13 protein-coding genes are annotated in these 12,904 nt (G+C 39.5%); 7 read left to right on the top strand and 6 right to left on the bottom strand.

Annotated elements, in window-relative coordinates; all coding sequences use genetic code 11:
* Window positions 1-139 precede the first annotated feature (139 nt).
* Window positions 140-595, bottom strand: a complete 456-nt coding sequence (gene yfbV, locus ABN217_RS00265; RefSeq protein ID WP_072068616.1) for a terminus macrodomain insulation protein YfbV — start codon at window positions 593-595, stop codon at window positions 140-142.
* Between the two features lie 391 nt (window positions 596-986).
* On the opposite strand from yfbV, the gene ackA reads away from it, so the two are divergent.
* The 4 genes from ackA (at window position 987) to ABN217_RS00245 (ending at window position 5,491) form a co-directional block, all read left to right on the top strand.
* Window positions 987-2,189 carry an acetate kinase gene (ackA, locus tag ABN217_RS00260; protein ID WP_072068617.1) on the top strand — a complete coding sequence of 401 codons (1,203 nt, stop codon included), beginning with the start codon at window positions 987-989 and terminating at the stop codon, window positions 2,187-2,189.
* Window positions 2,190-2,266: 77 nt separating this feature from the next.
* Window positions 2,267-4,411: a phosphate acetyltransferase gene (pta, locus tag ABN217_RS00255; protein WP_072068618.1), complete on the top strand. Its 2,145-nt coding sequence runs from the start codon at window positions 2,267-2,269 to the stop codon at window positions 4,409-4,411.
* Between the two features lie 414 nt (window positions 4,412-4,825).
* The gene (locus ABN217_RS00250) at window positions 4,826-4,969 is read left to right on the top strand and encodes a Hok/Gef family protein (RefSeq protein ID WP_071788551.1); all 144 of its coding nucleotides are present in this window, start codon (window positions 4,826-4,828) and stop codon (window positions 4,967-4,969) included.
* A gap of 378 nt (window positions 4,970-5,347) precedes the next feature.
* A complete protein-coding gene (locus tag ABN217_RS00245; RefSeq protein WP_349458943.1) occupies window positions 5,348-5,491 on the top strand; it encodes a type I toxin-antitoxin system Hok/Gef family toxin in 144 nt (47 codons plus the stop codon).
* A 72-nt stretch (window positions 5,492-5,563) separates the two neighbouring features.
* On the opposite strand, the gene alr is transcribed toward ABN217_RS00245, so the two are convergent.
* The 4 genes from alr to ABN217_RS00225 all read right to left on the bottom strand — a co-directional run bounded on the left by alr (window position 5,564) and on the right by ABN217_RS00225 (window position 9,009).
* Entirely contained in the window at window positions 5,564-6,787 is a 1,224-nt protein-coding gene (gene alr / locus ABN217_RS00240) for an alanine racemase (RefSeq protein WP_072068620.1), read from the bottom strand.
* A gap of 193 nt (window positions 6,788-6,980) precedes the next feature.
* Complete coding sequence (gene ulaA, locus ABN217_RS00235; RefSeq protein ID WP_072068621.1) at window positions 6,981-8,237, bottom strand: PTS ascorbate transporter subunit IIC; 1,257 nt, start codon at window positions 8,235-8,237, stop codon at window positions 6,981-6,983.
* 10 nt (window positions 8,238-8,247) lie between these two features.
* A complete protein-coding gene (locus tag ABN217_RS00230) occupies window positions 8,248-8,535 on the bottom strand; it encodes a PTS sugar transporter subunit IIB (protein WP_072068622.1) in 288 nt (95 codons plus the stop codon).
* Window positions 8,536-8,565: 30 nt separating this feature from the next.
* Window positions 8,566-9,009 (bottom strand): PTS sugar transporter subunit IIA, encoded by a 444-nt coding sequence (locus ABN217_RS00225; protein WP_072068623.1) that lies wholly within the window; start codon window positions 9,007-9,009, stop codon window positions 8,566-8,568.
* Between the two features lie 227 nt (window positions 9,010-9,236).
* On the opposite strand from ABN217_RS00225, the gene ABN217_RS00220 reads away from it, so the two are divergent.
* Window positions 9,237-10,283, top strand: coding sequence for a LacI family DNA-binding transcriptional regulator (locus ABN217_RS00220; protein ID WP_115350033.1), 1,047 nt, complete (start codon window positions 9,237-9,239; stop codon window positions 10,281-10,283).
* Here ABN217_RS00220 and yfcD read toward each other — a convergent pair.
* Window positions 10,280-10,822 carry an NUDIX hydrolase YfcD gene (gene yfcD / locus ABN217_RS00215; protein ID WP_072068625.1) on the bottom strand — a complete coding sequence of 181 codons (543 nt, stop codon included), beginning with the start codon at window positions 10,820-10,822 and terminating at the stop codon, window positions 10,280-10,282. The two genes, ABN217_RS00220 and yfcD, sit on opposite strands and share 4 nt — an antisense overlap.
* Window positions 10,823-11,020: 198 nt before the next feature.
* Here yfcD and ABN217_RS00210 point away from each other — a divergent pair, with 198 nt between their 5' ends.
* Window positions 11,021-11,638, top strand: coding sequence for a glutathione binding-like protein (locus tag ABN217_RS00210; RefSeq protein ID WP_349458942.1), 618 nt, complete (start codon window positions 11,021-11,023; stop codon window positions 11,636-11,638).
* A gap of 64 nt (window positions 11,639-11,702) precedes the next feature.
* Window positions 11,703-12,608, top strand: coding sequence for a TIGR01777 family oxidoreductase (locus tag ABN217_RS00205; protein ID WP_349458941.1), 906 nt, complete (start codon window positions 11,703-11,705; stop codon window positions 12,606-12,608).
* Window positions 12,609-12,904: the final 296 nt, after the last annotated feature.

Below are 12,904 nucleotides of genomic sequence, written 5' to 3'. Positions count from 1 at the left end.
CATTAATTCTCCAAAGAAATCATTGAGGAGAGCATGACATTAATCAAAAGTATTGAGTAGTGTTAACTACGCGTTTTTTGATCTCAATGGGGTAATTCTAAGGACAATAATGGCAAATGACGAAGGTAGAACAAATGTTCTACACATCATCAAGAAAAGAGCGATCAAGTTGCTTAAAAGCCCGTTTTAATAAATGTGCTAGAGAAAGGTAAGTTGGCGTTTGTTCAACAGGTGCTAAAGCAATACCGGCTTCTTCAAATTTCTCACGTATCTCATAAAACCAGCGTAATAATGTGCCAGGAAGAGGTGTTGCGGCACGCTTACCTAACCACCATAACCCTTGCATTGGCAGGCTACAGGCAAATAACGCCGTTGTAATTGCAGGCCCTAAACTCCCTCCTAAAGCAATTTGCCAAGTCATCGTAAAAATGGCAATCGGCGGCATATAGCGAATACCAAATCGCGTTGCTTTGACAATGCGATTTTCAGGGAATACGGGGGCTAATTGCTTTTCAACCGGCCAGGTTTTTAAATACTCATTACCCAAACGAAGCTTCTTAAAAAAGCCGGGAGGAGTCACTGTCGGTTCGCTCATAATGACCTCAATCAATTTCTTCTGTAACTTTTAAAAAATATCTATAAAGAATAAAAATCTTTTAGTAGAATTAAGTATATTTTGTCTTTGTTGCCTTTACTCTGTATCCTGTGCCCATTCTAAAGGTTTGTGGCAATAAAGCGCTATATTTTGTTTGCCGGCGTGATTTTCAACCCTTTTCGACGATTTTAACGCGAAAAGCTAATGGGTGAATAAAAATCGTCCAATTAATGATTGGCAACTATAATTAGCATCAAGTTTTTACTTTAAGCATGATGCGCGTCATTAATGTCATCATAGTAATGCGATAGGCTTTTATGATTGACGTTTTATTAACCACCGTCTTTATAATATAAAAGACACTACGACAACAAGATAAATAGGTAATTCCATGTCAAGTAAGCTGGTGCTGGTACTGAACTGCGGTAGTTCTTCTCTTAAATTTGCAATTATCAACCCAGAAAATGGTGAAGAATTCCTTTCAGGTTTGGCTGAATGCTTCAACCTTCCTGAAGCCCGCCTGAAGTGGAAAATGGATGGCCAAAAACATGAAGCTGCGTTAGGCGCAGGTGCTGCTCATAGCGAAGCATTAAACTTTATCGTAAATACTATTCTGGCTGAAAAACCAGAACTGTCTGCACAAATTGCTTCAATTGGTCACCGTATTGTTCACGGTGGTGAGAAATTCACTAAATCTGTCGTGATCACTGACGAAGTTATCAAAGGTATTGAAGCTGCTATCCCATTTGCTCCATTACATAACCCAGCTCACCTTATTGGTATTGAAGAAGCGCGTAAAGCATTCCCTCATTTAATTGAAAAAATGGTTGCGGTATTTGACACTGCATTCCACCAAACAATGCCAGAAGAAGCTTATCTGTATGCACTGCCATACAGCTTATATAAAGATCACAGCATCCGTCGTTACGGTGCTCACGGAACTAGCCATTTCTTCGTTTCCCGTGAAGCTGCTAAAATGTTAAACAAACCTGTTGATGAACTGAATGTAATCACTTGCCACTTAGGCAATGGTGGTTCTGTTTCTGCTATCGTTAACGGTAAATGTGTTGATACTTCTATGGGTCTGACTCCATTAGAAGGTTTAGTGATGGGTACACGTAGTGGTGATATCGACCCTGCTATCGTATTCCATTTACATGATACTTTAGGTATGAGCGTTGATGACATTAATAAACTGCTAACTAAAGAATCTGGCTTATTAGGTTTAACTGAAGTCACTAGTGACTGCCGTTATGTTGAAGATAACTACGAAACTAAAGCAGATGCTAAACGTGCCATGGACGTTTATTGCCATCGTTTAGCGAAATACATCGGTTCTTACTGTGCACTGATGGAAGGTCGTTTAGATGCTATTATCTTTACTGGTGGCATCGGTGAAAACGCAGCAATGGTACGTGAATTATCTCTGAAAAAACTGGCTCTATTAGGTTTTGAAGTTGACCATCAGCGTAACCTAGATGCACGTTTCGGTAAATCAGGCACTATCACTACCGATAACAGCCGCCTTGCTGTTGTTATCCCAACTAACGAAGAGTTAGTTATCGCTCAGGACGCAAGTCGCCTGACCGCTTAAGTTCTTTGATGTGCTGCCAGTGTCATGCTGGCAGTACTGTTTTACATAACGAGCAACCGATATTTAAAGAGGTTTCCGTGTCCCGTACAATTATGTTAGTCCCAACTGATACACGCGTAGGTTTAACCAGCGTCAGCTTGGGTGTTATCCGTTCTATGGAACAAAAAGGCGTTCGCCTTAGCGTGTTCAAACCTATTGCACAACCTCGTGTAAAAGGCGCATTAGATCAGACAACTGCGATTATCCGCTCTCACTCCACTATTCAATCATCAGAACCTTTAAATATGGATTATGTTGAGTCTCTGCTCAGCTCGAACCAAAAAGATGTTCTGATGGAAGAAATTGTTGCTAGATACCATGAAAACACCGCTGATGCTGAAGTTATTCTCATCGAAGGTCTGGTACCTATGCGTAAGCACCCTTTTGCACAATCATTAAACTATGAAATTGCAAAAACATTAGGTGCTGAAATTGTTTTCGTTACTGCATTAGGTAACAACACGGTTGAACAGCTAAAAGAGCGTATCGAATTTGCGCGTGCTGAATTTGGCGGTGTAAAAAACCAAAATATCACAGGCGTTATTGTTAACAAACTAAATGCACCTGTTGATGATCAAGGCCGTACCCGCCCTGACTTATCTGAAATCTTTGATGATTCAAGTAAAGCGATTATCTCCAATGTCGATTTAAAAACCATTGAAAAAAATAGCCCACTGCCTTTGCTGGGTTGCATTCCATGGAACTTCGATTTAATCGCTACCCGTGCAACAGATATGGCAAAACACTTAAATGCGACTGTCGTCAATAAAGGCGATATTGAAACCCGTCGTATTAAATCTGTCACTTTCTGTGCACGTAGCATTCCCCATATGTTAGAGCACTTCCGCCCAGGCTCACTGTTAGTCACCTCAGCGGATCGCCCTGATGTATTAGTTTCAGCGTGCCTTGCAGCAATGAATGGCGTTGAAATTGGTGCAATCCTACTAACAGGTGGTTACCAAATTGATGCACCAATCAAACAACTTTGTGAACGTGCATTTGAGACTGGCTTACCAATCTTTATGGTTAATGCGAACACTTGGCAGACCTCTTTAAATCTGCAAAGCTTTAGCTTAGAAGTGCCTGCTGATGACCATGAGCGTATTGAAAAAATTCAGAACTACGTTGCTCAACACATCAATACACAATGGATTGATTCACTGACAGCAAACTCTGAACGTCCTAACCGTCTATCACCACCAGCGTTCCGTTATCAATTAACAGAATTAGCACGTAAAGCGAAAAAACGTATCGTTTTACCTGAAGGTGATGAACCACGTACCGTTAAAGCGGCAGCAATTTGTGCTGATCGTGGTATCGCAACTTGCGTGCTGTTAGGTGATCCTGAAGAAATTCGTCGTGTAGCTACAGCACAAGGCGTTGAATTAGGCACCGGTATTGAATTAGTCAATCCGAAAGAAGTTCGTGAAATTTACGTACCTCGTTTAGTTGAACTGCGCAAAAATAAAGGTATGACAGAAGTTGTTGCTCGTGAACAGTTAGAAGATAACGTGGTTCTCGGCACATTAATGCTAGAAAAAGGCGAAGTAGACGGTCTTGTTTCTGGTGCTGTTCATACAACCGCTAACACTATTCGCCCACCACTACAGTTAATCAAAACTGCACCTGGTAGCTCATTAGTGTCTTCTGTGTTCTTTATGCTGTTACCTGAACAAGTTTATGTTTATGGTGACTGTGCAATTAATCCAGATCCAACGGCTGAACAACTGGCTGAAATTGCAATCCAATCCGCTGATTCTGCCATTGCATTCGGTATCGACCCTCGCGTTGCAATGATTTCTTATTCTACGGGTAATTCTGGTGCTGGTAGCGATGTAGAAAAAGTGCGCGAAGCGACACGTTTAGCACAAGAAAAACGCCCTGATCTGATAATTGATGGTCCTTTACAATACGACGCGGCTGTTATGGCTGACGTTGCTAAATCTAAAGCGCCAAATTCACCTGTTGCAGGTAAAGCGACTGTGTTTATCTTCCCTGATCTGAACACCGGTAATACCACTTACAAAGCGGTACAACGTTCAGCTGACTTGGTTTCAATCGGACCAATGTTACAAGGTATGCGTAAACCAGTGAATGACCTTTCTCGTGGTGCATTAGTCGATGATATCGTCTACACCGTTGCGTTGACAGCGATTCAAGCAAGCCAACAAGAAAACGCATAATTATTGAACTTCGCTTCAAAATAGACAAACGCCAGATGATTGATTTCATCTGGCGTTTTTTTATTCTGTCAATCTTTTCATTGATTAAAATGAGAAGCTACCTCAACGCTCAACAACTTGACTGCGGTCTTTTTTGACAAGGTCAATCAAGAGATAATACTACATATAACCACCATTATAAAAACAACTAACACATTGATTTTAATTATTTATATGAACCCATTTTATTCAAAAAAAGATAGGAATGAGATGCGTTTCTGTTAGTATGCTGGTGGGTGCTTGGATCATTTTGGTTCAAGCATTTGCGAGCGCCAAAAAGACGAAAGCCCCGAATTCTATTTTATTAAAATCCGAGGCAGTCTCAATAACTCAACAACTTGATTCTGTCTCCTTTAAAAAGGAGTGTCAAGAGAAATGACTAAATTTGCCCTGATAGGGCTGATTGCTGTCTGCATGACAGCACTGTGTTTATCATTACTTAGACATGAAAGATTATGCTCTTTCAATATTCGTAGTGGTCATACAGTAGTTCAAGCGACTTTATCTTGCGATAAATAGCTTTGTGGGGGAATTTTCCCCCACAATTTCTCTCAAAAGTTGTTGAGATTGGTGATCACAAGCACCCTACTTTAATGACTTACAATATACAAATGAGTAATCCACACCTCGCTCCCTCTCTTTTACTTTTGTTTTCACAATAACAAAATCAACTAATGCATTGTTTTAACTAATATATTCATACTATTTTTATTCAAAAAAGATAGGAATGAGATGCGTTTCTGTTAGTATGCTGGTGGGTGCTTGGATCATTTTGGTTCAAGCATTTGCGAGCGCCAAAAAGACGAAAGCCCCGAATTCTATTTTATTAAAATTCGAGGCAGTCTCAAGACCTCAACAACTTGATTCTGTCTCCTTTATAAAGGAGTGTCAAGAGAAATGGCTAAATTTGCCCTGATGGGGCTGATTGCTGTCTGTGTGACAGTACTGTGTTTATCATTACTTAGGCATGAAAGATTATGCTCTTTCAATATTCGTAGTGCTCATACAGTAGTTCAAGCGACTTTATCTTGCGATAAATAGCTTTGTGGGGGAATTTTCCCCCACAATTTCTCATAACAGGTTGTTGCGTTTTGTGGTTACAAGCACCCTACTTTAATCCACTAATACCCGTTGATTGGTCGCACCCCATAAAATCGACATTTCTGTAAACAGTGCGCCACTAATATCCTCAACTTCTTCCGCTGTAATTTCGCTATTGCCTTGCTTACCAAAGAATACAACTTCATCCCCTGAGTTGATATTTTTAAGATCTGTAATATCAACAATCACCGTATTCATTGACGTTTTGCCTAAAACAGGTACACGTTGGCCACCAATTAATGCATGTCCTGCATTACTAAAAACCCGACGATAGCCATCTGCATAACCAACAGGAATATTAGCTAATACCGAGTCACGTTTTAGTGTGTAAGTACGGTCATAACCAACAGTATTACCTTTAGGATAATAATTGATTGAAGCAATATTCGATTTAAACGTCATTACGCGTTTGTAATCTGTACTTGCGATGGTATCGCCATAGAAAATTCCGCCTACACGTACCATATCTAGCCATGATTCAGGTACGGTAATTGTGGCAAACGTATTTGCCATATGCAGAGTGACATCTTTACGATTTAGCCCAGTAACATCCAATACTTTTTGGGATTGCTGTTTAAAACGAGCAAGATCTTCTCTTACTTTATCAGCATCTTCTTCAGGATAATGAGACATAATACCAACCACTTTAAGGTTAGCTAATTGAGCAATTTGCTTCGCCTCTTCAAGCCCCGCATTGTTATTCACTTCTAATCCATTACGAGACATTCCACCTGAATTTAAGGCTAAATGAATAGGGATCACTTTATTTTGCTGTTTAGCAATGGCATCTAATCTCTTAGCCATATCTAAGTTACCAATTAATTCTTCTACGTTATAGCTTGTCGCCTGAGCCATTTCTTGCTCTGTCGCATTACGCACACGCATTAAACGACCTTGAAACCCAAGATCACGTACTGTTTTGAATTCTTGATTATTAGTAACACCGATACATTGCACCTCATTTTCAATCATAACAGGTGCAACTAATGATAAATCATGGCCGTATGCATCCCCTTTTAAAACGGCACAAAGTGAGGATTTATCACCTAACAGTGATTGGACTTTTTTCACATTAAAATCAAGCGCACTTCGTGAGATCTCAATCCATGAATTATTCACGATAGCAGGTTGAACTTGAGCAGTTTGTGTTACTGGTGGGTTGTGATTAACAGGTTGTTGGCAAGCAGTGATAACAAAAAGTGGTAACAACGCAAGATATCGAATACCAAAAGACATCTTCTTTTTCCTTAGTGATTGTGATGTTAAACCTATTTTTATAATTAATTAGGTACGAAAATATACACATCGTGAATATTCACTCAGGATAATAGCATCGTTATTCATAAAATAAACATATAAATTCATATAAAAAAACGCCTCAGTGAATTAATCTCAATGAGGCGTTTATGTATCTTAATTCTTAAAACAATCAACGAACAATAATACCTAACAGAATACCGATAACACCGAAGTCTGCATCACTAAATGTAGTGTTAGCAATACCGATATCACCAAGTACTGGTAATAGGAACACAGGTAAGAATGTGATTAATAAACCTTGAACGAATGCGCCTAAAATCGCACCACGACGCCCACCGGTCGCATTACCAAATACCCCTGCTGTTGCACCCACAAAGAAGTGAGGAACCACACCAGGAATTATTACTGTCCAATCTAAAGCATACAGAATGAACATACCGATAACACCCGCTGCAAAGCTACTTAAAAAACCTACTAATACCGCATTGGGTGCATAAGGGAATACAACTGGGCAGTCTAAAGCAGGTTTTGCATTAGGCACTAACTTATCTGAAATACCTTTAAAGGCAGGAACAATCTCAGCAATAACCATACGCACACCTTGCAGGATAATATAAACACCTGCGGCAAAGGTAATGGATTGCATTAATGAGAACATAAACCAGTTTTTACCACCACTGACTTCACGAACAAATGTATCGCCCGCAAATAAACAGGTAATGATAAAGATAATGCCCATGGTGAAAGCAATGGCAACGGGTGTATCACGTAAAAAGAGTAAACTTTTAGGCACATTCATCTCTTCAGTTGAATGCTCTTTATTACCAAATTTACTTCCGATAAAACCGGCAACGACATAAGAGATAGTTGAGAAATGCCCTAATGCAACGTCATCAGAACCGGTAATTTTTTTCATATAAGGGTGCGCAATGGCTGGGAAAAACACCATTGAAACCCCAACAACGAATGAACCTACCGCAACTAATACAGCGCCTTCTAAGCCTGCTGTTGCCAGAATAACTGCCACCATCATTGACATAAATAATGTATGGTGACCCGTTAAGAAAATAAATTTCCACGGCGTTAAACGAGCAATTAAGATATTAATCAACATGGCAAAGAACATAATCAGAGCCATTTCTTTACCAAAGCTTTTTTGTGCAATAGAGACAATTGCCTCGTTATTAGGCACAACACCTTGAATACCAAATGCATGTTGGAAAATCGTTGAGAAATCACCCAGTGAGTTAATGACAAGACCTGCACCAGCACCTAAAATCACAAAACCCATAATGGTTTTTACCGTGCCTTTAATACATTCTGTAACTGGTTTTTTCTGGGCGATTAAGCCAATCAATGCGATCAAACCCACTAAAATAGAAGGCTCTGAAAGCACATCACTCATTAGAAAGCGGAAAAAGTCCATGATAGGCTCCTTATAACGCGCCTAATTCACGTAATGCGACAGAAAGCTTTTCTTTCATCGCGACTTTATCAATCATATTATCCAGTGAAACGACTCTTCCATTTACAGCTTGAGCACTAAGTTGCTCTGCAATATCACGAGTTCCAACATAGATATCACTTGGCGTACCTTTTGCTGAACCCAAATCAACGTGATCCACTTCTGCATTGACAGCGAGATCTTTTAAAATACTTTTGATACTCATTTCCATCATTAAGCTACTGCCTAAACCATTTCCACACACAACTGTAATTTTCATGGTATTCCCCTTGGTAATTTTAAATTGTCATTAATAGTTGTTGATAACTGCTAATACATCCGCTTTGCTTTTCGCATTAAATAACGTTTGAATATCTTTATCGTTATCAAAAAGTTCGGCTAATTTCATAATGGCATTAATATGGCTATCGTTATCTGTTGCAGCTAAAACAATCAGTAATTTCACCGGATCGTTTTCATCAGCACCAAATTCCACACCTTGCTCAACAATCGTTAATGCAAGAGAAAGTTGATTAACACCATCTTCAGGACGAGCATGAGGCATCGCAATACCAGGGCCTAAAACATAATACGGCCCTATTTTTTCATGTGATTTATAAATAGCATCGATATAACGAGGTTCAACGCACCCTTTATCAACTAATGGCTGACACGCCACTTTAACGGCTTCTCGCCAATCACTAACGCTTGGAACTACTTGCACCACATCAGGTGTTAATAATGTTTTAAGCATCTTTGTAACCTCAATAAGACTCTCTTTGAGCTTTGTTATTAAGGATAGTAATCATTAATGGTAGCGCTATCTAGATAGATCATTCGTAATTGTGATAGCGCTATCATTTTAATAAAATGTTAATTGCAGAAAATGCCAACAATTGACACTGTATTGTTTCAGCATAATGGAAAGATTTCAGGTAGGATCTGCGGTTAATAAAATAGGCTAAGCAAGCATAATCACACATGATCAAAACACGTAAGCGCCGAAATACAGGTCGCGTCACATTACAAGATGTCGCTAAACACGCTGGAGTCGGTTCAATGACTGTTTCGCGTGCATTACGAACCCCGGAGTTGGTCTCTGATAAATTAAGAGAGAAAGTTAATCAAGCCGTAGAAGAACTTGGTTATATTCCTAATGCCTCGGCAGGTGCGTTAGCTTCGGCTCAAAGTCATATTATTGCAGTACTGTTACCCTCTTTTACAGATAAAGCCAGTGCTGATTTTATGCAATCTTTACAGCAAATATTAAATCGCCATCAATATCAAATTCTCGTTGGTTGTTATGAGCATCAACCGCATAAAGCCAGTGATGTGATTAATATGCTATTACAAAGCAATCCTGCCGCATTAGTTGTCTTTGGCTCACAACTCAGTCCCACTCATTTTTTAAATATTAGTAATGCCAACGTGCCTGTTGTCAGTGTTGCGAGTCAATCCGATGAGCAGGCTGCCATTAGTATTGATTGCTCTTATGAACAAGCTGCATATGATTTAACTAGTCATTTAGTCACTCAAGGAAGACGTTGCATTGGCTATATTGGCGCTTTACAAGGACAGCGTTTACACCATCAGCAAATTACAGGTTGGTCACGAGCCCTACTCAAATATTATTTAAATGCCGAACAAAGCGTTACAACCCCCGATCCTGCTTCTATGGCTTATGGTAGACAGGCTTTAACAGAGATTTTATTGCGTCAACCTGAATTAGATGCCGTTATTTGTAGTCATGAGAGCATTGCATTAGGAATGATTTTTGAGTGTCAAAGACGATTAATTAAGATCCCTCAAGATCTGGCCATTGCCTGTTTGGAAGGCTCTGATAATAGTGATCAGATATCCCCATCTCTCACGTCAATTCGCTTTGATTATCACAAAATGGGAAAAGAGGCAGGAAAACACCTTATCGCCCTTTTACAACGCTTAAAAGACGAAGATGATAACGCTATATTCGAAGATACCGTTATCAACTATGCTTATCGCTTTGAAATAGGGCAAAGTACCCCTTAATCGACGGTTTCTCGAGTTTCTAAGCGTGTACTGTTATTACGTGTTAGCCAAAGAGAAAGCGCTTTTAGTGAATCCGGCGTAAATTCATCACAACGCTCTGTGATTTCAGAGGGAGTTAACCAGCACACTTCCTCGATTTCTTCTGCTTGCAGAGCAAAAGGCCCATGAGAAACACAACTAAATAGACTTCCCCAGACACGACAGCTTTTATCATCATAATAAAATTGTCCGTGTTCAGCGAAAGGAACCCCCGCAATGCCGAGTTCTTCTTCTGCTTCACGGCGCGCACTTTCCAGTAAATTTTCACCTTGTTGGACAACACCACCTGCTGTGGCATCTAACCAGCCAGGATAAAAATCTTTTGTTTCTGTTCTACGTTGCGCCAAAATTTTGCCCATCCCATCATGAACAACAATATACGTTGCTCTATGTCGTAGGTTTTCAGCTCGCATTTGTTGACGTGTTGCTTGTGCAACGACTTCATTTTTATCATCAACAATATCAACCCACTCAACCAATGCCGTCTTTTCTTGTTCCATCCTCAACAAACCTTTTTTAACCGATACTAAACGATCGTAATTTTTATCCTGAATATACCAAAATCACTATTTTTCACCACTACAATAATCATACGAGACTTGTCTTATCTATCTTGCGCTTTTTTGCTTTTTATGATGTTAGAAGGCAGACTGTGGTTATACTAAACATTTCGTGCCTACTTTACTTTGGAGCTTTCAATGATTGATTTATATTATGCAGATACCCCAAATGGTCAGAAAATAACACTTTTTCTTGAAGAAACAGGCCTATCTTATCAATTACATCGCATTGACATCAGTAAAGGCGATCAATTTAAGCCTGAGTTTTTAGCAATTTCCCCTAACAACAAAATTCCTGCCATCGTCGATAATTCACCCGCAGATGGGGGCGAACCACTCTCTATTTTTGAGTCTGGTGCTATTCTTATCTATCTAGCTGAAAAAAATGGTAAATTAATTAGCCAAAATTTACGCGAAAAAACAACACAACTGCAATGGCTTTTTTGGCAAGTGGGAGGTTTTGGCCCCATGTTAGGACAGAATCATCATTTCACTCGCTATGCCACAGAAAAAGTACCTTATGCAATTAAACGTTATACTGAAGAAACACAGCGTCTATATAGCGTGTTGGAAAAAAGATTAGCACAATCACCTTACCTTGGTGGACAAGAATACAGCATTGCGGATATTGCCACATATACATGGGCCCGTCTTCATGCTCACCACAATATTGATTTGGCTAATTACCCTGCGATAGAAAAATGGCTAAATAAGATAAACCAGCGCCCAGCAGCCAAAAAGCTCTTTGGTGAATAAAAGCAATTAATAATGTCAGGATGATATTTATTCTTTATTAGGCAAGATGATCAGGAGGATAGTGATGAAAATACTTATCACAGGTGGTACAGGACTAATTGGTAAAGCATTAGTGTGTGAACTTGCACTGTCTAATAATGATATTACAGTGCTTTCTCGCTCACCTCAAAAAGTCTATTCGCATTTTTGTAATGAAATCACCTGTTGGACTCAACTCAGTGATAAACAAAATCTTAATGAGTTTGATGCGATCATTAATCTTGCTGGAGAACCCATCGCCGATAACCGTTGGACAGCCGCTCAAAAGCAAAAACTCATTAACAGTCGTTGTGATTTAACTCAAAAATTGGTTGAGTTAATTAAAGCCAGCGACTCTCCTCCTTCTGTTTTCATTTCTGGCTCTGCGGTTGGCTTTTATGGTGACCAAGGTGATTTGCAAGTCACTGAACAAACACCCGCAAACCCTGAGTTTACACATGAGCTCTGTGCTAAGTGGGAAAGCATTGCTCTTGAAGCACAAACACCATTAACACGTGTTTGTTTATTACGTACAGGAATTGTGCTTTCAACACTAGGTGGTGCTCTGCCTAAAATGAGTAAACCCTTTAAATTAGGATTAGGTGGCAAATTAGGAAGCGGAAAACAGTATATGCCATGGATCCACATTGATGACATGATCAGCGCGATTATTTTCTTGCTTAAGACTCAAGATGCTAAGGGTGCCTTTAACTTAACAGCACCTAATCCTGTACAAAATAAAGAATTTACTCGTCTATTAGGAAAAGCGTTTAATCGCCCTGCCTTAATGACAGTTCCTGAAAGTGTATTACGTTTAGTAATGGGAGAAAGCGCTACATTAGTATTAGGTGGGCAACAAGCCATCCCTGAAAAACTACTTAATGCGGGCTTTGAGTTTCGTTACCCACAATTAGAAGAGGCATTAAAAGATATTATTACTACTGGAAAATAATCTCTTTTCTATTCTCAATGATTCAGAATAAATACTCTATTGAATAGATACTTTAAATAATTCGAGGTGTAGCTAGTCGACAACGCTGCACCTTAAAATATGACGAGTAAATACTCTAAATAATTCAAGATGTAGCTAGGCGACAAGTGAGTGAGTCGCTAGGAGCATACAATAGTATGTGACTAGTGCGAATAAACGCAGTCAACAACGCTGTGTCTCAAAATATGACGAGTAAATACTCTAAATAATTCAAGATGTAGCTAGGCGACAAGTGAGTGAGTCGCTAGGAGCATACA

This window comes from Proteus sp. fly-1067, from assembly GCF_040139345.1.
Classification (GTDB): Bacteria; Pseudomonadota; Gammaproteobacteria; order Enterobacterales; family Enterobacteriaceae; genus Proteus; species Proteus vulgaris_B.
This window is presented reverse-complemented; position numbering and strand designations above follow the sequence as displayed.

Excerpts from the sequence above, each read along its gene's own strand:
- yfbV (WP_072068616.1), bottom strand. The coding sequence starts at position 595 with ATGAGCGAACCGACAGTGACTCCTCCCGGCTTTTTTAAGAAGCTTCGT.
- ackA (WP_072068617.1), top strand. The coding sequence starts at position 987 with ATGTCAAGTAAGCTGGTGCTGGTACTGAACTGCGGTAGTTCTTCTCTT.
- ABN217_RS00250 (WP_071788551.1), top strand. The coding sequence starts at position 4,826 with ATGACTAAATTTGCCCTGATAGGGCTGATTGCTGTCTGCATGACAGCA.
- ABN217_RS00245 (WP_349458943.1), top strand. The coding sequence starts at position 5,348 with ATGGCTAAATTTGCCCTGATGGGGCTGATTGCTGTCTGTGTGACAGTA.
- alr (WP_072068620.1), bottom strand. The coding sequence starts at position 6,787 with ATGTCTTTTGGTATTCGATATCTTGCGTTGTTACCACTTTTTGTTATC.
- ulaA (WP_072068621.1), bottom strand. The coding sequence starts at position 8,237 with ATGGACTTTTTCCGCTTTCTAATGAGTGATGTGCTTTCAGAGCCTTCT.
- ABN217_RS00230 (WP_072068622.1), bottom strand. The coding sequence starts at position 8,535 with ATGAAAATTACAGTTGTGTGTGGAAATGGTTTAGGCAGTAGCTTAATG.
- ABN217_RS00225 (WP_072068623.1), bottom strand. The coding sequence starts at position 9,009 with ATGCTTAAAACATTATTAACACCTGATGTGGTGCAAGTAGTTCCAAGC.
- ABN217_RS00220 (WP_115350033.1), top strand. The coding sequence starts at position 9,237 with ATGATCAAAACACGTAAGCGCCGAAATACAGGTCGCGTCACATTACAA.
- yfcD (WP_072068625.1), bottom strand. The coding sequence starts at position 10,822 with ATGGAACAAGAAAAGACGGCATTGGTTGAGTGGGTTGATATTGTTGAT.
- ABN217_RS00210 (WP_349458942.1), top strand. The coding sequence starts at position 11,021 with ATGATTGATTTATATTATGCAGATACCCCAAATGGTCAGAAAATAACA.
- ABN217_RS00205 (WP_349458941.1), top strand. The coding sequence starts at position 11,703 with ATGAAAATACTTATCACAGGTGGTACAGGACTAATTGGTAAAGCATTA.